At 66.6% G+C, this 18,185-nt stretch carries 14 protein-coding genes and 1 other RNA gene; 9 read left to right on the top strand and 6 right to left on the bottom strand.

Going from position 1 to position 18,185, the window contains the following annotated elements:
• Positions 1-5: 5 nt before the first annotated feature.
• Positions 6-2,357, top strand: a complete 2,352-nt coding sequence (locus tag CLV77_RS06140) for a TRAP transporter large permease (protein ID WP_076978799.1) — start codon at positions 6-8, stop codon at positions 2,355-2,357.
• A 579-nt stretch (positions 2,358-2,936) separates the two neighbouring features.
• Positions 2,937-5,972, top strand: coding sequence for an Rne/Rng family ribonuclease (locus CLV77_RS06145; RefSeq protein ID WP_076978798.1), 3,036 nt, complete (start codon positions 2,937-2,939; stop codon positions 5,970-5,972).
• A 151-nt stretch (positions 5,973-6,123) separates the two neighbouring features.
• Here CLV77_RS06145 and CLV77_RS06150 read toward each other — a convergent pair whose 3' ends face one another.
• Entirely contained in the window at positions 6,124-6,354 is a 231-nt protein-coding gene (locus CLV77_RS06150; RefSeq protein ID WP_083707658.1) for a sulfurtransferase TusA family protein, read from the bottom strand.
• Between the two features lie 183 nt (positions 6,355-6,537).
• Between CLV77_RS06150 and CLV77_RS06155 the strand changes: the two genes are divergently transcribed.
• Complete coding sequence (locus tag CLV77_RS06155) at positions 6,538-7,752, top strand: hypothetical protein (RefSeq protein WP_076978796.1); 1,215 nt, start codon at positions 6,538-6,540, stop codon at positions 7,750-7,752.
• Entirely contained in the window at positions 7,749-9,182 is a 1,434-nt protein-coding gene (locus tag CLV77_RS06160) for a cytochrome P450 (protein ID WP_076978795.1), read from the top strand. Before CLV77_RS06155 ends, CLV77_RS06160 begins: the two co-directional genes overlap by 4 nt.
• On the opposite strand, the gene CLV77_RS06165 is transcribed toward CLV77_RS06160, so the two are convergent.
• From CLV77_RS06165 to ssrA, 5 genes are all read right to left on the bottom strand, one after another.
• The gene (locus CLV77_RS06165; protein WP_083707657.1) at positions 9,164-9,445 is read right to left on the bottom strand and encodes a ribbon-helix-helix domain-containing protein; all 282 of its coding nucleotides are present in this window, start codon (positions 9,443-9,445) and stop codon (positions 9,164-9,166) included. The two genes, CLV77_RS06160 and CLV77_RS06165, sit on opposite strands and share 19 nt — an antisense overlap.
• Positions 9,442-9,630: a DUF4169 family protein gene (locus CLV77_RS06170; RefSeq protein ID WP_076978794.1), complete on the bottom strand. Its 189-nt coding sequence runs from the start codon at positions 9,628-9,630 to the stop codon at positions 9,442-9,444. Before CLV77_RS06170 ends, CLV77_RS06165 begins: the two co-directional genes overlap by 4 nt.
• Positions 9,627-11,021: a class II fumarate hydratase gene (gene fumC, locus CLV77_RS06175; RefSeq protein WP_076978793.1), complete on the bottom strand. Its 1,395-nt coding sequence runs from the start codon at positions 11,019-11,021 to the stop codon at positions 9,627-9,629. The genes CLV77_RS06170 and fumC overlap by 4 nt, the downstream gene beginning before the upstream one ends.
• A gap of 121 nt (positions 11,022-11,142) precedes the next feature.
• Positions 11,143-11,703, bottom strand: a complete 561-nt coding sequence (locus CLV77_RS06180; protein WP_076978792.1) for an SspB family protein — start codon at positions 11,701-11,703, stop codon at positions 11,143-11,145.
• Positions 11,704-11,929: 226 nt separating this feature from the next.
• Positions 11,930-12,277: a transfer-messenger RNA gene (gene ssrA, locus CLV77_RS06185) on the bottom strand.
• 193 nt (positions 12,278-12,470) lie between these two features.
• Here ssrA and CLV77_RS06190 point away from each other — a divergent pair.
• The 5 genes from CLV77_RS06190 (at position 12,471) to CLV77_RS06210 (ending at position 18,160) form a co-directional block, all read left to right on the top strand.
• Complete coding sequence (locus CLV77_RS06190; protein WP_076978791.1) at positions 12,471-13,229, top strand: DUF2182 domain-containing protein; 759 nt, start codon at positions 12,471-12,473, stop codon at positions 13,227-13,229.
• A 37-nt stretch (positions 13,230-13,266) separates the two neighbouring features.
• Complete coding sequence (locus CLV77_RS06195; protein WP_076978790.1) at positions 13,267-13,917, top strand: DUF1326 domain-containing protein; 651 nt, start codon at positions 13,267-13,269, stop codon at positions 13,915-13,917.
• Between the two features lie 129 nt (positions 13,918-14,046).
• Positions 14,047-15,159, top strand: a complete 1,113-nt coding sequence (locus CLV77_RS06200) for a dimethylsulfoniopropionate demethylase (protein WP_076978789.1) — start codon at positions 14,047-14,049, stop codon at positions 15,157-15,159.
• Positions 15,160-15,190: 31 nt separating this feature from the next.
• Positions 15,191-16,183 (top strand): acryloyl-CoA reductase, encoded by a 993-nt coding sequence (acuI, locus tag CLV77_RS06205; protein WP_076978788.1) that lies wholly within the window; start codon positions 15,191-15,193, stop codon positions 16,181-16,183.
• A 339-nt stretch (positions 16,184-16,522) separates the two neighbouring features.
• Positions 16,523-18,160 carry a BCCT family transporter gene (locus CLV77_RS06210; RefSeq protein ID WP_076978787.1) on the top strand — a complete coding sequence of 546 codons (1,638 nt, stop codon included), beginning with the start codon at positions 16,523-16,525 and terminating at the stop codon, positions 18,158-18,160.
• Positions 18,161-18,185 lie beyond the last annotated feature (25 nt).

The following is an 18,185-nucleotide window of genomic DNA, read 5'->3' on the forward strand; positions in this document are numbered from 1 at the left end:
ACAGCATGGTTTTCGGACTCGACGGCGTCGAAATCGGCCTCATCATCGTATTTCTCTGCCTGTTCGCGGGGATCATGTCCGGCTTTCCGGTGGCCTTCGCCATCGGCGGGGCGGCGGTGATCTCCTTCGGCATCCTGGCCGCGCTGGACAGCGCGGGCATTCTTTTCCACCAGGCAATCGACACGGGGTCAGCGGAATACGCCGCCCTTCTGGCCGAGGGGGTGGCGCGAGAGACAATCTCGATCTTCCGCTATCCCGAGCTGCCGCGCGTGGCGCAGGACCTGCTGCCCGGCGGTTGGGAAACGGCCATGGACCGCAACCTCAGCTTCATCGTCAACCGCATGAACGAGCGGGTGATCGCGGGCCAGTCGATCGAGACGCTGCTGGCGGTGCTGATGTTCGTCATGATGGGCATCACGTTGGAGCGTTCCAAGATCGCCAACGACCTGCTGACCACCATGGCGCGGGTCTTCGGCCCGCTGCCGGGCGGTCTGGCCGTATCGGTCGTCGTCGTCGGCGCCTTCCTGGCCGCCTCGACCGGCATCGTCGGCGCGACCGTCGTCACCATGGGCCTGCTGTCGCTGCCGACCATGCTGCGCAACGGCTATTCGCCCGAGCTTTCCACCGGCGTCATCGCGGCTTCGGGCACGCTGGGGCAGATCATTCCGCCCTCGATCGTGATCGTGCTTCTGGGCACGTTGGCGGGGGACCTTTATTCGACGGCGCAAGAGGCCCGCGCGGCCTCGGTCGGCTGTTCCGACGCGCTGACCTATCTGGGTGAAGCCGCCGTCGTGTCAGTCGGCACCCTGTTCCAGGCGGCGATCCTGCCTGGTGTCCTGCTGGCCTTCCTCTATGGCGCCTATGCCTTCGGCTACGCGGTCATCAACCCGACCAAGGCGCCGCCCGTGCAAACCGGCGGTCCGCGCGCCCCCGGCGCCCGCGGCCACGGCCTGATCTGGTTCCTGGCGGTTCCGGGCGCGCTGATCGGCGCGCTGCTGCTGGCCCTCAGCCTGGGCGCCGTCGGCGATCAGGGCACCCGGGTCGACAGCTTCTCGGACGCGGGCACTTCGGCGTCGCTGCGCACCAACGTCGGCCCGGCCTGTGCCGCCGCCATGATCGACCTGCACGGGCAGGAGGCATGGGACAGCGCCGTCGCCGAGCAGGCCGAGATCGACGCCGCCGGCGGTGTCGCGACCTCGACCCGCCTCAGCCCCGAGCAGATCGCCGAGGCCCGCGCCGCTAAGGTCGCCAACGCCGCGCCCATCGGGACCGGCATCGCGACCATCGTGCTGATCCTGGCGCTGGTCATGGTCGTGGCGCGTGGCACAGCACCCGCGGCCCCGGCCATGCCCCTGCTGATCGGCGGCGCCGGCGCGGTGCTGGCGCTGATCGTGGACATCGCCCTGATCGGTCCGCGAAGCGGGCCGGGCATGACCTTCCTGCTGATGGCCATCCCGATGATCCTGATGCTTTACGGGGCGCGTGAGGCCGCGCGCCGACTGGGCCAGAACGAGTTGATCCGCGTGGTCTTCCCGCCGCTGGTCCTGATCGTGGCGGTGCTCGGCTCGATCCTGGGCGGCATCACCAACCCGACGCCCGCGGCCGCCCTGGGCGCTGGCGGCGCGATCATGCTGGCCGCCTACCGCAAGCTTCAGGAAGAGCATCGCAGCGGCAAGCTGATCCTGTGGGCCAGCTTTGCCGTGGTGGTGATGATCCTGGTCGGTGTGAACTTCGACCTGCGCCTCAACCGCACCGACATCTCCTTTGCCGACTGGGTGGCGATCCTGGTGTCGCTGGCCGCCTATCACCTGGCGATCTTCGGTATCCTCTATGCCTGCTGGGTGCTGTTCCGCAAAGGTGTGCTGGGACCCGTCGTCCGCGAGACGGCCAAGGTCACCTCGATGGTCTTCACCATCCTCATCGGCTCGCAGCTGCTGAACCTGGTGGTGATCTCCTTCGGTGGCGAGGAATACATCCAGCAGTTCCTGCGCAGCTTTGAGAACGAGATGGTCGTCTTCCTGATCGTGATGATGGTGCTGTTCTTCCTGGGCTTCGTTCTGGACTTCCTCGAGATCATCTACATCGTCATCCCGATCGTCGGCCCCGTCATCTACGGCGGCACGATGGATCCCAAATGGGTGACGATCATGATCGCGGTGAACCTTCAGACCTCGTTCCTGACGCCGCCCTTCGGCTTTGCACTGTTCTATCTGCGCGGTGTGGCGCCGCCCTCGGTGACCACGGGCCACATCTATCGGGGGGTCATTCCCTTCGTGCTGATCCAGGTGCTGGGACTGGGCCTGCTGTGGTTCTTCCCCGAGGTGGTGACGATCGTACCGAACCTGCTGCCGAACTGATCCGGGGCAGGGGGCCGGGCCGCAAGGTCCGGTCCTTTCGCTTTTTATTCCGGGATGTTGCGCGCGGTGGCGTGTGTCGGGCGGTCCCCGGTCGGGCCCCGGGCGCGGGCGGACGGGCGCGGGTGCGAACGGGGCCGCCTGCCGGCCCGAAGGCCGCGCCCGGCCCTGCGACAATCGATGCATCCGCGCGCAAATAGGCCATTGTCATTTGGCGCAATCCCCCGGTATGGTCGCAGGGCGGGAGGCCGTTCTTGCGACGGCCCGCATATAGTTTACCTGTCCAGGTCACGAAGGACGCAGACGCGCGCCCGTCACGGCGGACAGACCGATTGACCCGAGTGGTCAGAGAGATTGCCCGATATCTTCGAGAAGGTGTCGGGCCATGCAACGGACACCCGGAACCGGGTGTCGGAGAAGAACCGCGATGCGCCGCGCCGAGCTAACCAAGGACATGCAGACAGGCCCAGTTGCCGTGAATGTATTCCTCCGCGCCAGCGCCTTCGCCTCAGCAAACCTCCCACGTCTGACAATCGGTCCGCCCCGAGGGGCTGGGCCTTGCACGTGGCTGAAAGAGAATAAATGGCCAAGAAAATGCTTATCGACGCCACCCACGCCGAGGAGACTCGGGTTGTGGTGGTGGACGGAAACAAGGTTGAGGAATTTGACTTTGAATCCGTAAACAAGCGCCAGCTTGCAGGAAACATCTACCTTGCCAAGGTGACACGGGTCGAGCCGTCGCTTCAGGCGGCCTTCGTGGATTACGGCGGGAATCGCCACGGCTTCCTCGCCTTTTCCGAGATCCATCCCGATTACTACCAGATCCCCGTCGCGGACCGTCAGGCCCTGCTGGCCGAAGAGCGTGCCTATGCGGCATCGCTTGAGGATGGCGACGAGGAGGGGCAGCCGCGCAAGCGGTCCCGTTCGCGTTCGCGCACCAAGGCGGCGGACGCATCGGGTGGGGATCCCACGACCACGGCAGAGCTGACCGACGATTTGACCGCCGAGGGCGGCGAGGGCGGTGACGAGTCCGCCACCGAGGACGCGGCCCGTGACGAGGGGCGCAAGCCCCGCTCGCGCTCGCGTTCGCGCCGGGGTGCCAAGAAGGACACCGGCACCACCGAGGCAACCGGCACCGACATTCCCGGCATGGGCGTTGTCGATCTGGACGAGACCGATGGCGACCCGCTGGTCGCAGACGAAAACTCCGACACCGACGCGTCCCCCGATGCCGGCGACAGCCCGTCGCGCAAGACCCGCGGTCGCGCCCCGTCCGAGGACGACGGCGGCGAGGATGACGGCAACGGCGCCCTCGACGCGGCGGACAAGGATTCCGAGATCGAATCCATTGCCGACGAAGACGTGGCCGACGAGATCCGTCAGCCCCGCAAGGCACGCCCCCGGAAATACAAGATCCAGGAAGTCATCAAGGTCCGCCAGATCCTGCTGGTGCAAGTCGTCAAGGAAGAGCGTGGCAACAAGGGCGCCGCGCTGACCACCTATCTGTCACTGGCCGGCCGCTACTGCGTGCTGATGCCCAACACCGCCCGTGGCGGCGGCATCAGCCGCAAGATCACCAACGTCGCCGACCGCAAGAAGCTCAAGGAAATCGCCCAGGACATCACCGTCCCCGAGGGCGCGGGCCTGATCATCCGCACCGCTGGCGCCAAGCGCACCAAGTCCGAGGTCAAGCGCGACTATGAATACCTGTTGCGCCTGTGGGAGCAGATCCGCGAGCTGACGCTGAAATCCATCGCGCCCGCGCCGATCTACGAAGAGGGCAACCTGATCAAGCGCTCGATCCGCGACCTCTACAACCGCGAGATCGACGAGGTCTTCGTCGAGGGCGAGGCCGGCTACCGGGTGGCCAAGGACTTCATGAAGATGCTCATGCCGTCCCACGCCAAGAACGTGAAACTCTACAACGAGCCGCTGCCGCTTTTCGCCCGCTACCAGGTCGAAAGCTATCTGGCGGCCATGTTCAACCCGACCGTTCAGCTGAAGTCCGGCGGCTACATCGTCATCGGCGTGACCGAGGCGCTGGTCGCCATCGACGTCAACTCGGGCCGGGCCACCAAGGAAGGCTCCATCGAGGAGACCGCGCTCAAGACCAACCTGGAGGCCGCCGAGGAAGTGGCCCGCCAGCTGCGTCTGCGCGACCTTGCCGGCCTGATCGTGATCGACTTCATCGACATGGACGAGCGCAAGAACAACGCCGCCGTCGAGAAGCGCTTCAAGGACAAGCTGAAAACCGACCGGGCCCGCATTCAGGTCGGCCGCATCTCGGGCTTTGGCCTGATGGAGATGTCGCGCCAGCGTCTGCGCCCCGGCATGATCGAGGCCACGACACAGCCCTGTCCCTCGTGCCACGGCACCGGCCTGATCCGCTCGGACGACAGCCTTGCGTTGTCGATCCTGCGCCAGCTTGAGGAAGAGGGCGTGCGCCGCCGCTCGCGCGAGGTGCTGCTGAAGGCGCCGATCGGTATCGTCAACTTCCTGATGAACCAGAAGCGCGAGCACGTCGCCAGCATCGAAGGGCGCTACGGCCTGTCGATCCGGGTCGAGGCCGATCCTTTCCTGATCAGCCCCGATTTCTCGATCGAGAAGTTCAAGACCGCGACCCGCGTCGTGGCCGAGGTGCCCTCGCCGGTGGTGTCGATCGACATGTCCGACATGCCCGACGCCATCGAGGAGGACGAGATCGAGGAGGACGCCGCCGAGGCCGCGACCGAGAGCTCCGAGGCCGAGAACCGTGGCGCCGAGTCTGGTGATGACGAGGGTCAGCCCAAGAAGCGCCGGCGTCGCCGTCGGCGTCGTCGGGGTGGCCGCAGCGACGAGCAGGGCTTCGAGAATGGCGATCAGTCCGGTGAGGAGCGCAGCCGCGAGAGCGACGACTCAGACGGGGCAGAGGGCGACGCGCCCCTGGCCGCCACCACCGACGCCGACCCCGAGCAGTCCCGCGCCGGTGAGGCCGTGACCGCCGAGGCCCGCGAGGGGCAGGACGCCGAGGCCACGGCCGAGGCAGCCGACGCCGAAGAGGCCCCGCGCAAGAAGCGCACCCGCGCCCCGCGCCGCCGCAAGTCCGAGACCGAGGGCACCGAAGCCGCCGAGGCCGAAGCCGCCCAGGGCGACAGCGCCAAGGCCGACGCAGAAGCCCCCGAGGCCGCTGCGGATGAGGCCGAGAAGCCCAAGCGCGCCCCGCGCAAGCGGGCACCCCGCAAGAAGAAGACGGATGCCGAAGGTGCCGCCGAACTTCCCGAGGTGGTCGAGAAAGTGGTAGAGGATGCGGCCGAGAAGCCCGCGCCCAAGCCGCGGACCCGCCGCAGCCGCGCCAAGCCCAAGGCCGATGCTGTCGAACCCGCGACCCCGGTCGACACGCCCGAACCCGTGCCCGCAGAGGCCGCGGCACCCATGACCCCGGGCACCGAGCCTGCGGCAGCCGCCATGGCCTCGGCCGAGGCGGTGACAGGCGAGGACACGCGGGCCGAGCCCGAGATCTCGCACGAGGACGCGACCGAGACCGGCGCCGTCGCCGTGGCCGACGAGAAGGTCGAAGAAACGGCCGAGCCCGCCTCCGACCGTCCCAAACGGCGCGGCTGGTGGTCGCTGGGTCGCTGATCCGGCCCACGGACAGAAATCGAAATGGCGCCGGAGCGATCCGGCGCCATTTTTCGTTTCGGTGACGGGAAGCGGTCGCACGGGCAAGGCCCGAAGGACAGGGCACAATCACGCCCCGCGTCGAAATGCGAAAATTTGGGAAGTCGGGGCCTCAGCCGCCCTTGCGGATCAGGTAGGCGCGGGCGGCGCCCTCCTCCTCGGTCGCGACCAGCTCATGGCCGGCCTCGGCGCAGAAATGGGGCACGTCGACGATGGCGGCGGGATCGTCTGCGACCATCTTCAGCACGTCGCCGGGGGCCAGCGCGCCCAGGCGCTTGCGCGCCTTGAGCACGGGAAGCGGGCAGAGCAGCCCGCGCGCGTCCAGTTCCTGCGTCCATTCCATGCCTATTGAGCTATTCCGAAGCGGCCGGCTTGTCCATAGAATGCCAGCCCGTGGGGCGGATTGTCCGCAGCTGGCGATAATCCGGGTTGGGGCCGAAAATCCCCATGGGAATGTCGCATTGCGCCGTTATCCTGTCCCCGAATTCAGCGGCGCCCGTGGGGCCCGCGCCACAAGGACCCGAGAATGGACGACAAAGGCCCGGTCCGGCGCCGGCGGGTGTTCTACATCCCCGGCTACGACCCGTTCCATCCCCGCCGCTACCGCGAGCTGTACCGCAAGGAATCCGCGCGCCAGACGGCGATCTCGGGCCACGAGATCGCGCTCAGCCCCGGCGGGCGTGAGGGGCGCTATGGCTGGCGGGTCGAAGCCGTAATCGAGGGGGAGAAGACCCGTTCGGATTTCGAGGTGCTGGTCTGGTCCGATCTGGTGCGCGAGTCGATGGACCCCGGCATCCTGCGCACCTATCTGCTGATGCTGCGGACCGCGTGGCTTTACATCGGCAGTGGCGCGCTCTGGCGGCTCTTCCGCATGCGCAAGGGGCCGGTGATCGCCGCCCTTTACCCGGTCCTTTTCCTGGTGGTGCAACTGCTGGTGGCGCTGGCCGTCGCGGCGGGTCTGGGATTGCTTTTGGCGCGGTTTTTGCCCGAGGGGTTGGGCTGGCTTGGCTGGGCCGCGCTGGTCGTGGTGCCGCCGATCCTTGGCTGGTTCAAACGCCACGACAACAAGGTCTTCGCCTATTACCTGATGCATGACTATGCCTATTCGGCGGCCCACCGGGGCGCCAACCCGCCACTTCTCGAGGGGCGGATGACCGAGTTCACGGCCGTGATCCGCGCCGCCCTTGACGAGGATCTCGACGAGGTGCTGGTTGTGGGCCATTCCTCGGGCGCGCATCTGGGCGTGTCGATCCTGGCCGACCTCTTGCGGGACGGGCCGCTTCCCGAGGGGGCGCCGGCGCTCTCTTTCCTGTCGTTGGGGCAGGTGGTGCCGATGGTCAGCTTTCTGCCGGCGGCCGACCGGCTGCGCGCCGACCTGCGCTACCTGTCCGAGCAGGACCAGGTGCCTTGGGTCGATGTCACGGCACCGGGCGACGGCTGTGCCTTTGCCCTTTGCGATCCCGTGGCGGTCAGTGGCGTGGCCACCCCGCGCCAGCGCTGGCCGCTGGTGCTGACGGCGGCCTTCACCCTGACCCTCTCGCCCGAGCGGTGGAAGGCCCTGCGCTGGCGCTTCTTCCGGCTGCATTTCCAGTATCTTTGCGCCTTCGACCGGGTGCGCGATTATGATTACTTCGCGATAACGGCAGGACCGCGCACCCTGGGCGCGCGTTTCGCAGGGCGGGCGGCCACACCGAGCCGCATCGCCCGCCCGCTCTCCCCCTACCGCAGCGTTGCGGCATGAGCGGTCCCGCCGCCGGCCCCGGGAAGGACGATCGGCCACTGCCGCCGAAGCCGCCGGCGCGCAAGGACCGTGTGGGCCTGCTGACCTATGCGCGGCTCTTTCGTCGGGACATCCTGTCGGCCCAGCCCGCCCGCCTTTACGGCGCCTGGATGGCCGCGTTCCGCACGCCCTTCTTCCGCTCTTACCTTGTGAACGAGCCCGAGCTGGTGGCCCGCGTCCTGAAGGAGCGCCCCGATGACTTCCCGAAATCCGACCGGGTGGGCGAGGGGTTGCGTCCGCTTCTGGGCCGCTCGGTCTTCCTGACCAACGGGGAGGAATGGAAACGCCAGCGCCGGATCATCGACCCGGCCTTCGAGGGGGGGCGCCTGCGCGAGGTGTTTCCCGCCATGCTGGCCGCGACCGAGGCGGCGGTGACGCGCCTGGGTCAGGCGGCAGGCGAGGCCGAGACGGCGAACGGGGAGCTGGAGATCGAGGAGATCACCAGCTTTGCCGCCGCCGACGTCATCTTTCGCACCCTTTTCTCAATCCCGATTGAGGATGAGGTCGCGCGCCGAGTCTTTCATGAATTCCGCGCCTACCAGCGGACCCAGCCAATCTTGAACCTGGCAGCCTTCGTGCCGCTGCCGCGCTGGATGCCGCGTCTCTTTCGCCGCGACACCCGGCGCACCGCGCGTTCGATCCGGCAGCTTATCACGGGGCTGACCCGCGACCGCATGCAGGCGATCGAGGCGGGCACGGCGCCCGATGACCTGGCGACCAAGATCATGACGACCGAAGACCCCCTGACCGGGGAGCGGTTCACCCCCGCCGAGATGGTCGACCAGGTCGCGATCTTCTTCCTGGCCGGGCACGAGACAAGCGCCTCGGCGCTGGCCTGGGCGCTTTACCTGCTAGCCATGGATCAGGGGGCGCAGGCCCGCGTGCGGGCGGAGTCTGATGCGCTTTGGGGCGACGATACCCCTGACTTCTCAGATATTTCCAAGGCGAAGTTCACCCGCGATGTCTTCCGCGAGGCGCTGCGTCTTTATCCCCCGGTGCCGATGATGGTGCGCGAGACTCGCTGCCCTGAACGGTTCCGGGACCGGCGGATCGACCCCGGCAGTCAGATCGTCCTGTCGCCCTGGCACCTGCATCGACACACCCGCCTGTGGGACCGGCCCGATGTCTTCGACCCCGACCGCTGGCACACCGAAAACGGCCGTGCCTGCCAGCGGGATGCGTTCATCCCGTTCTCGACGGGCGCGCGGGTTTGCACGGGTGCGGGTTTCGCGATGATCGAGGGGGTGCTGATTCTGGCACGCCTGGTGCAGGCCTATCACTTCGAGCTGGTGGAGGGGCGCCCGGCGATGCCCGTGGCGCACCTGACCGTGCGGGGCCGGGACGGGATCTGGTTGCGGGTGCGGGCGCGGGATCACTCGTCGGAGGGTTGAGCATCCTCGGGGCCGTCGGGGGCCGCGCCTTCTTCGGCCGCGCGCGCGGCTTCGGTCAATTCGCGCAGGATGAAAAGCCGGATCGCCGTCGCGAGGCCGCAATCGGTGCCCCGCTCCTCGTCGATGCGGGCGGCAAGTTCGTTGATGGCCATGTCCCGCCTTGCGGCGGCGGCGCGGAAGGCGTCCCAGAACTCCTTCTCCAGGGTGACCGACGTGCGGTGGCCCCGGAGCGTCAGAGAGTGTTTCCGGGGCCGCGCGTTCATTCTTCTTCCATTCCCGTCAGCTTGTGCTCGTCCAGCTTGCGCCGGGCCACATCCGAGCGGCTGGCGGCCAGGATCCGCTGGGCCTTGGACAGACCGCTGTTGATGGCGTTCTGTGCCGCGACCTGGCGGTGTTCTTCCCGGGTCTTCTGTTTGCGGACGGTGCGCAGGTTCACCACGTCGTTCATTTGGATTTGGGTCCGATCATCTGTTCCGGGCGCACCACGCGGTCGAAAGTCTCACCATCGACGAAGCCGAGGTTGATCGCCTCTTCACGCAGGGTGGTGCCGTTCTTGTGGGCGGTCTTGGCGACCGTGGTGGCGTTGTCATAGCCGATCTGGGGGGCAAGGGCCGTCACCAGCATCAGCGACTCGCGCATCAGCTTGTCGATCCGTTCGCGGTTGGCCTCGATCCCCGAGACGCAATTGTCGGTGAACGCCACCGCCGCATCGCCAAGAAGTTGCATTGATTGCAGGACGTTATAGGCCATCATTGGCTTATATACATTAAGTTCGAAATGGCCCTGGCTGCCGGCGAAACCGACCGCGGCGTCGTTGCCGAAGACATGGGCACAGACCTGGGTCAGGGCCTCGGCCTGGGTGGGGTTCACCTTGCCCGGCATGATCGACGAGCCGGGCTCGTTCTCGGGCAGCATCAGCTCGCCCAGACCGCAACGCGGGCCCGAGCCCAGCAGCCGGATGTCGTTGGCGATTTTGAAAAGGCTGGCGGCCACGGTCTTCAGCGCGCCCGACATCTCGACCATCGCGTCATGGGCGGCCAGCGCCTCGAACTTGTTGGGGGCGGTGACGAAGGGCAGGCCGGTGATCTCGGCCATGTTGGCGGCGACGGTCACGTCCCAGCCCTCGACCGTGTTGAGGCCGGTGCCGACGGCGGTGCCGCCCTGGGCCAGTTCGTTGATGCGGGGCAGCGCGCCCTTGATCCGCTCGATCCCCATGGCGACCTGGTGGGTATAGCCCGAAAATTCCTGACCCAAGGTCAGAGGGGTCGCATCCATCGTGTGGGTTCGGCCGATCTTGATGATGTCCTGGAAGGCAGTGGCCTTGGCCTGAAGGGCTGCGTGCAGCTTCTCAAGGCCCGGCAACAGCACGTCGCGGGCGGTCATGGCGGTGGCTACATGCATCGCCGTGGGGAAGGTGTCGTTGGACGATTGGCCCATGTTGACGTGGTCGTTGGGGTGCACCGGGTCCTTGGATCCGATGGTGCCGCCCAGCATCTCGATGGCGCGGTTGGCGATGACCTCGTTGGCGTTCATGTTCGACTGGGTGCCCGAGCCGGTTTGCCACACGACCAGGGGGAAGTTGTCGTCCAGCTTGCCGTCGACCACCTCCTGGGCGGCGTCGGCGATGGCCTGGCCCAGTTCGGCCGGCAGCTTGCCGCTTGCGGCGTTGGCCTGGGCGCAGGCCTTCTTGATGACGCCGAGGGCCCGCACGATGGCGATCGGCTGACGCTCCCAGCCGATGGGAAAGTTCATCAGCGACCGCTGGGTCTGGGCGCCCCAGTACTTGTCCGAGGGAACCTCCAACGGGCCGAAGCTGTCGGTTTCTGTGCGGGTGTTCATGGGGCTCTCCTTCGCGCGATGTGAGGGAGTCATACGCCATGGCCGGGGCGAAGGGCAATCTTGCCCGTGCGCGGGAAGTGATTAATTCACCATCGTTGCAACGCTGCGCAACGTTCTGATATTATTTGCGGAAACTGTCCAGGCTGACCACTTCGGCGTCACGCTTCGCCGGCGCGGCCGCAGCTTTTTCCTCGGCCGGTTTGCCCTTGCCGCCGGAAGCCGACTCGCCGGCCTGCGCGGCGGGCGCATCGGCGTCGGAATCGGAGGGCTCCTCGTCGTCGAGATCGTCGACGATATGGATGGGCGAGCTGTGCTCATCCTCGTCGCTGTCCTGGGATTCGAAGCGCAGCCCGAATTCGACGGAGGGATCGACAAAGGTTTGAAGCGCGTCGAACGGGACGTAAAGTGGCACCGGCGCGTCGCCGAAGTTCAGCGTGATCTGAAACCCGTTCTCGTCGACGATCAGGTCTTCGAACCAGTGCTGGATCACGATCATGATCTGCTCGGGGTAGCGGGCCTTGAGCCAGTCGGGCATTCCCACGTCGGGATGCGTCGTCTCGTAGGTGATGAAGAAATGGTGATCCCCGGGAAGACCATTCTCGGACACATCCTCAAGGACGTCCGAAATGAGCCGGCGCATGGCGCGGTGCATGAGGTTGCCGTATTCGATGCTGCCAGACATGCCGTATCCCGTTGATTGCCCCCCAACCATAGGGGATTCGGATCGGATTGAAAGGGGGGGCATGGGGGCGGGCACCGCGGTTTCACGCAATTCCGCAATGGCGTTGCGGCAGGGCACGGGGCCGCCCTGGACGAGGCCCGCAGAGTCGGGTCGCGGAAGGTCGCAATCAGGGCTTTGCGCGCAGGGCCGGAAGCTGGCCAAGCAACTCGAAAGATGAGGGGAATTAAGTGCAGGCTTCTGTTGCCAGGTGCCTGCGAACCCCGCCTTACGCTGCTAGGCGCAAGGGCTTAGATTTCGATCTTGCGCACAGCTTACGCTGCGAGCGCGACCGGAGCTTTGTTGTCATTTGCAACTAGCTTATGTGAACCGATAACGGTGGTATCTCACCGGGACAAAGCAAACCCCTTTAGACGTTCGTCGATCCTGTTTCGGCCCCAAGATCCCCAAATGAAGGATATATGGTGGAGCCGCCGGGTACCGCCCCCGGGTCCGATCCGCTTATTACGAGCGCGTTTATGTCCATAGTCCCGAAGGACAGTTCCAATATAAGCGCCGTGGCCCCGGTTGCAAGGGCGGTGGGGGCGGGGGTGCGAAAGATTGCGTTTGCTGCAAGCACCGGCAAACGCGGCAAAAATCACCCCTCAACAGGTGCCGGGATACGGTTCGGGACGCCACGTCCAAGCGCGTCGGGTTTGCCCGGTCCTCACAACTCTGTTACGGCCGATTCAGCCGCGACGGGAGGGTCCGCGGCAAAAGGGAGAGGCGCCATGGTCCAGGTCACCAGATCGCTGCTGTGGTTGGCGTTCTTCGCCGCCATTCTTGCCGCGTGGTTCGCGCTCTATCGCATGACCGGCATGGCCGGGGTCGACCTGGTTGGCCGCCCCTCGGGCATGAACATGATGGGCGGCGCCGATTTCGCCACGCTTTTCTGGATGTGGACCCTGATGATGGCGGCGATGATGCTGCCGACTTTGGTGCCGGCGCTACAGGTCTATGAGGATCTCATGCGCTCGGCCGGGGGCACGCGCGGCGGCTGGCTGGGCCTCATGGCGGGCTATTTCATGGTTTGGCTTGTCTTCGCGGCGGGCATCGCGGCGGCGCAGCTTTGGCTGCGGGAGGCCGGGGTGCTGGACGGCCGCGGCATGGCGGTGTCGGGCTGGGTCGCCGCGGCCTTGCTGCTGGTGACCGGCGCCTACCAGTTCACCGCGATCAAGCGCGGCTGCCACGCCCGCTGTCATTCTCCGCTGGGCCTGCTGCTGACCGACTGGGACCCCTCGACCATGGGCGGGCTGCGCCACGGCATCCGGCTGGGCGCCTTTTGCTGCGGCTGTTGCTGGGGCTTCATGGCCCTGGGCTTTGTCGGAGGCACGATGAGCCTGTTGTGGATGGGCCTCGCCACTGTCTTCATGGTGCTGGAGAAACTGCCGGAGCTTGGCCATCGCCTGATGCGACCGGGCGGCGCGGTGCTGATCGCGGCCGGGCTGCTGGTGGCGGCGGGACAACTTGGAATCGGGCCCTTTGCCTGAGGGCGCGGGGCAGGGAACACTCAGGAAGGATAGGAAGATGAACCAGACAGCCAAGGCCGCACCGGACGCCAAGCCCAACTGGAATATCAAGGGCGAGCTGTTTCTCAACTGCTCGTGCGAGGTCTTCTGCCCCTGCGTCGTCTCGCTGGGCAAGCACCCGCCCACCGAGGGCCATTGCCACACCTGGATGGCCGTCGCCATCGACGAGGGAAGCTATGGGGATGAGGATCTGTCGGGGCTGAACATCGGCCTCATGGTCGAGATCCCGGGCCGCATGGCCGAGGGCAACTGGCGCGTCGCCCTCTACATCGACGATCGCGCGTCCGAGGCGGCGCAGGCCGGCATCGGGGCGATCTTCTCGGGGGCCGCCGGTGGCACCACCGGGCTGTTCACCTACCTCGTCTCGACCATCATCGACGTCACGACCGCGCCCGTTGAGATCACCCGCCAGGGCAACCGCTATGGTCTGACCATCGACCGCCGGATCCAGGGCGAGATCGAGCTTCTGGAAGGGGCCAACCCTGACGAGCCGGTGATGATCCGCAACTCGGCCTATTGGATGGGGCCCGACATCAAGGCGGCCCGGGGGCTGCGCTCCAAGCTGCGCGATCATGGCCGCGTGTGGGATTTCGAGGGCAAGTCCGCCGAGGTCTGTGCCATCGACTGGTCCGGTCCCGGCCGGCGCTAAGGCCCGGGGAAACGACAGGGGCCGCCCGTAGACCGGGCGCCCCCCCACCACATAAGCCCGTCATAAAACAGGCCCGCAACCGCACAAGCCGTCATCGCACACGCCCTTCACTGCACAAGGATGCGACCCATGCAGGCACTGCCCAGATTCGCCCTGGCCCCCCGGCTTCGCCCGACCCCATACTCCGAGGCCGTCGATGCCGCCGGCGCCAGCATCTACAGCGTTTACAACCACATGCGCCTGCCCGTCTGCTTCGAGAGTTTCGAGGCCGACTGCGCCCACCTGAAAACCCATGTTCAGGTCTGGGATGTCGCAGCACAGCGGCAGGTCCAGCTTCGCGGCCCGGATGCGGGCGCGCTGGCCCAGATGATGACGCCGCGCGACCTTTCGGCACTGCGCCCAGGCTCCTGCGCCTATGCCCCGCTTGTCGATGACCGGGGGCGGCTTCTGAACGATCCCATCGCGATCAAGGTCGATGACGATTGCTGGTGGTTCTCGATCGCCGACAGCGACGTGCTGCTCTGGGCCAAGGGGCTGGCCCTGGGCCATGGCCTCGACGTGGTCATATCCGAGCCGGACGTGAACCCGCTGGCCGTGCAGGGCCCCAAGGCCACCGAGTTGATGGCGCGGATCTTCGGGGACGGCATCCGCGAGATGCGCCCCTTCGGCACCACCCGGGGCCGGTTCGACGGGCGTGAGCATGTGATCACCCGCTCCGGCTGGTCCAAGCAGGGCGGCTTCGAGGTCTATGTTGAGGGCTGGGAAAACGCGATGCCCCTGTGGGACGCGCTCTTCGACCTGGGCACCGACCTGGAGGTGCGGGCAGGCTGTCCGAACCTGATCGAACGGGTGGAATCGGGCCTGCTGAGCTATGGCAGCGACATGACGTCGGAACACACGCCTTACGAGGCGGGGCTGGGCCGTTACTGCGCGCCCGAACAGGTGTCCTGCATCGGGCGCGACGCACTGCTGGAGGCCCGCGAGAAGGGGCCGGACCGGCAGGTGCGCTGCATCACCATGCCGGGCGACCGGGTGCCGCCGCTGCGGGCATTCTGGCCGGTCACGACCCGTGACGGCGAGCATGCTGGCCGCGTCAGCTCGGCCAGCTGGTCGCCCGAGTTCGACACAAACGTCGCCATCGCCATGATCGAGAAGGGCCACTGGGAGCCGGGAACCGTGCTTGTGGTCCACACGCCCGATGGGGCAAAAGAGGCCACGGTCCGCGAACGGTTTTTCAGATAGACAACAAGACAACAGGAAAAGGAGGCCCGCGATGAGCTTCAACGCGCTGGTGGTTGAAAAGGACGACGAGGGCAAGACAAGCGTCTCGGTCCAGCAGATCGACACCGACCGCCTGCCTGACGGCGACGTGACGGTCGCGGTCGAATATTCGACGGTCAACTACAAGGACGGTCTTTGCATCGGTCCCGGTGGCGGCCTTGTGCGCAACTATCCCCACGTGCCGGGCATCGATTTTGCCGGCACGGTCGAGGCGTCGGACGATCCGCGCTACAAGCCCGGTGACAAGGTCGTGCTGACCGGCTGGCGGGTGGGCGAGGCCCATTGGGGCGGCTACGCCCAGAAGGCCCGCGTGCGCGCCGACTGGCTGGTGCCGCTGCCCGAGGGGCTGGACACCCGCCGCGCCATGGCCGTGGGCACTGCCGGTTTCACCGCCATGCTTGCGGTCAACGCGCTTGAGGATCACGGCCTGGTTCCCGGCAATGGGCCGGTTCTGGTCACCGGCGCGGCCGGCGGCGTGGGGTCTGTCGCAACGGCGATCCTGGCCAATCTGGGCTACGAGGTTGCCGGTGTCACCGGCCGCCCCGAGCAGGAAAGCTACCTGAAGGAACTGGGCGCAAGCCGCATCGTCGCCCGCGAGGAGCTGGCCGAGACGGTCAAGCGCCCGCTGGAGGGCGAGACCTGGTCGGGCTGTGTCGACGCGGTGGGCGGCGCCATGCTGGCGCGCGTGCTGGGGCAGATGAAGTACGGCTCTTCGGTCGCGGCGGTCGGGCTTGCGGGCGGGGCGAACCTGCCGGCGACGGTCATTCCCTTCCTGCTGCGGGGCGTCAACCTGCTGGGCATCGACAGCGTGATGCAGCCCTACGAGAACCGCCTGCGGGCCTGGAAGCGGATCGCCAGCGACCTGCCGATGGACAAGCTTGAGGCGATGGTTCAGCCGGCCACATTGTCGGACCTGCCGCGTCTTGGCGCCGACATCCTGAAAGGGCAGGTGCGCGGTCGCGTCGTGGTCGACGTCAACGCCTGATACTGTCTGGGTGGGCGCCGCATCGGGGTGCCTGCTTCCCCTGTGCCTGCTCACGCGGGCTGCGGCATTGTCTTCGCCCATGAATGTCACCCGGCCCCCGGATTTGCGCAATTTGCGCGATCCCGGGGGAACCGCCGTGCATTGTTTCCTGCAAAGGTTGCGCTAGGTCATCCCCGGAGGCTCCCGACCTGGGCCCCGCGACACCGGCCATCGACACCACCCCGCACGATACCGGCCTCCATGAGGGCCGGGGCGGGACGCGGCGTCGGGGCAGGGCGGGTCCGGTCCGGGTGCGGAGGGGCGGCCTCGGCCCGGGAACGACCAAGGACAGGAGCGGCAATGACCGATATGGACAACCACGGCATACCGGCGCCCGAGGGGACGGCGGATGTCATCGACACCGATTACGCGATCGGTCAGGACAATATCGAAGGCAGCGTCGGGCCCATCGGCTTCGACATCCACAACCCGGTCTTCATGATCTCGGGCATCTCGATCGTTGCCTTCGTCTTCTACACGCTGGCGCTGCCGGATCAGGCGGGCGAGGTCTTTTCGGCCATGTTCAGCTTTACCACCAAGACATTCGACTGGTTCTTCATCGCGGCGGCGGACCTGGTGGTCCTCTTCGTGCTTTTCCTCATCGTCTCGCCCTACGGCTCGGTCCGGTTGGGCGGCGAGGATGCGACCCCCGATTATACCTACCTGGGCTGGTTCGCGATGCTGTTCGCCGCCGGCATGGGCATCGGCCTGATGTTCTATGGCGTGTCCGAACCGCTGACCCATTTCTCGACCGCCCTGGGCGAGACCAGCGTCGGCGAGAACGGGTTGCGCAGCGACTGGGCGCCCCTAGGTGCCGCCACCGGCGACGAGGCCGGATCGCTTCGCCTCGGCATGGCCGCCACCATCTTCCACTGGGCGCTGCACCCTTGGGCCATCTACTCGGTCGTGGCGCTGGCGCTGGCGCTTTTCAGCTTCAACAAGGGCCTGCCCCTGACCATCCGCTCGGCCTTCTACCCCATCCTCGGCGAGCGTGTCTGGGGCTGGTGGGGCCATGTCATCGACATCATCGCGGTCTTCGCGACGCTCTTCGGTCTTGCGACTTCGCTGGGTTTTGGTGCGACACAGGCTAATGCCGGCCTCTTCGAGCTTTTCGGCGTTCCCAAGGGCACCACGACCGAGGTCATCCTGATCTCGGCCATCACGGCGGTTGCGCTGATCTCGGTGCTGCGCGGCCTTGATGGGGGCGTGAAGGTTCTGAGCGAGATCAACATGGGGCTGGCCCTGTTGCTGGCGCTGTTCGTGCTGATCGCGGGCCCGACCGTGTTCCTGGTCACCTTCTTCTGGGACAGCCTTCTGGCCTATGCCGAATTCCTGCCGGCGCTTTCCAACCCCTTCGGGCGCGAGGACGTCAACTTCAGCCAGGGCTGGACCGCCTTCTACTGGGCCTGGTGGATCAGCTGGTCACCCTTCGTCGGCATGTTCATCGCCCGCGTCAGCCGCGGCCGCACGGTGCGCGAGTTCTGCATCAGCGTTCTGCTGATCCCCAGCCTCGTCTGCGTGATGTGGATGTCGATCTTTGGGGGCGCGGCCATCAATCAGGTGCTGGCCGACGGCTACACCGCGGCCCAGGACGCGGCGCTGGAGTTGCAGCTTTTCAAGATGCTGGACCAGCTTCCCCTGACGCAGATCACCTCTTTTGTGGGGATCGTTCTGGTGGTGGTGTTCTTCGTCACCTCCTCGGACAGCGGCAGCCTGGTGATCGACACGATCACCGCCGGCGGCAAGGTCGACGCACCGATGCCCCAGCGCGTGTTCTGGTGCATCTTCGAGGGTGCGGTGGCGATCGCGCTGCTGATCGGCGGCGGGCTCGCGGCGTTGCAGTCGATGGTGATCTCGACCGGGTTGCTGTTCACGGTCGTCCTGCTTCTGATGTGCTACGCCATCCTGCGCGGCCTTCAGAGTGAACGGAGCGCCTGAGCCGCCAGGATCGGCTAATCAGGCT

The sequence above is a fragment of the Brevirhabdus pacifica genome (assembly GCF_002797755.1).
In the GTDB taxonomy this organism is placed as follows: domain Bacteria; phylum Pseudomonadota; class Alphaproteobacteria; order Rhodobacterales; family Rhodobacteraceae; genus Brevirhabdus; species Brevirhabdus pacifica.

Excerpts from the sequence above, each read along its gene's own strand:
- CLV77_RS06150 (WP_083707658.1), bottom strand. The coding sequence starts at position 6,354 with ATGGAATGGACGCAGGAACTGGACGCGCGCGGGCTGCTCTGCCCGCTT.
- CLV77_RS06145 (WP_076978798.1), top strand. The coding sequence starts at position 2,937 with ATGGCCAAGAAAATGCTTATCGACGCCACCCACGCCGAGGAGACTCGG.
- CLV77_RS06180 (WP_076978792.1), bottom strand. The coding sequence starts at position 11,703 with ATGTCTGGCAGCATCGAATACGGCAACCTCATGCACCGCGCCATGCGC.
- acuI (WP_076978788.1), top strand. The coding sequence starts at position 15,191 with ATGAGCTTCAACGCGCTGGTGGTTGAAAAGGACGACGAGGGCAAGACA.
- fumC (WP_076978793.1), bottom strand. The coding sequence starts at position 11,021 with ATGAACACCCGCACAGAAACCGACAGCTTCGGCCCGTTGGAGGTTCCC.
- CLV77_RS06160 (WP_076978795.1), top strand. The coding sequence starts at position 7,749 with ATGAGCGGTCCCGCCGCCGGCCCCGGGAAGGACGATCGGCCACTGCCG.
- CLV77_RS06195 (WP_076978790.1), top strand. The coding sequence starts at position 13,267 with ATGAACCAGACAGCCAAGGCCGCACCGGACGCCAAGCCCAACTGGAAT.
- CLV77_RS06170 (WP_076978794.1), bottom strand. The coding sequence starts at position 9,630 with ATGAACGACGTGGTGAACCTGCGCACCGTCCGCAAACAGAAGACCCGG.
- CLV77_RS06155 (WP_076978796.1), top strand. The coding sequence starts at position 6,538 with ATGGACGACAAAGGCCCGGTCCGGCGCCGGCGGGTGTTCTACATCCCC.
- CLV77_RS06165 (WP_083707657.1), bottom strand. The coding sequence starts at position 9,445 with ATGAACGCGCGGCCCCGGAAACACTCTCTGACGCTCCGGGGCCACCGC.
- CLV77_RS06200 (WP_076978789.1), top strand. The coding sequence starts at position 14,047 with ATGCAGGCACTGCCCAGATTCGCCCTGGCCCCCCGGCTTCGCCCGACC.
- CLV77_RS06210 (WP_076978787.1), top strand. The coding sequence starts at position 16,523 with ATGACCGATATGGACAACCACGGCATACCGGCGCCCGAGGGGACGGCG.
- CLV77_RS06190 (WP_076978791.1), top strand. The coding sequence starts at position 12,471 with ATGGTCCAGGTCACCAGATCGCTGCTGTGGTTGGCGTTCTTCGCCGCC.
- CLV77_RS06140 (WP_076978799.1), top strand. The coding sequence starts at position 6 with ATGGTTTTCGGACTCGACGGCGTCGAAATCGGCCTCATCATCGTATTT.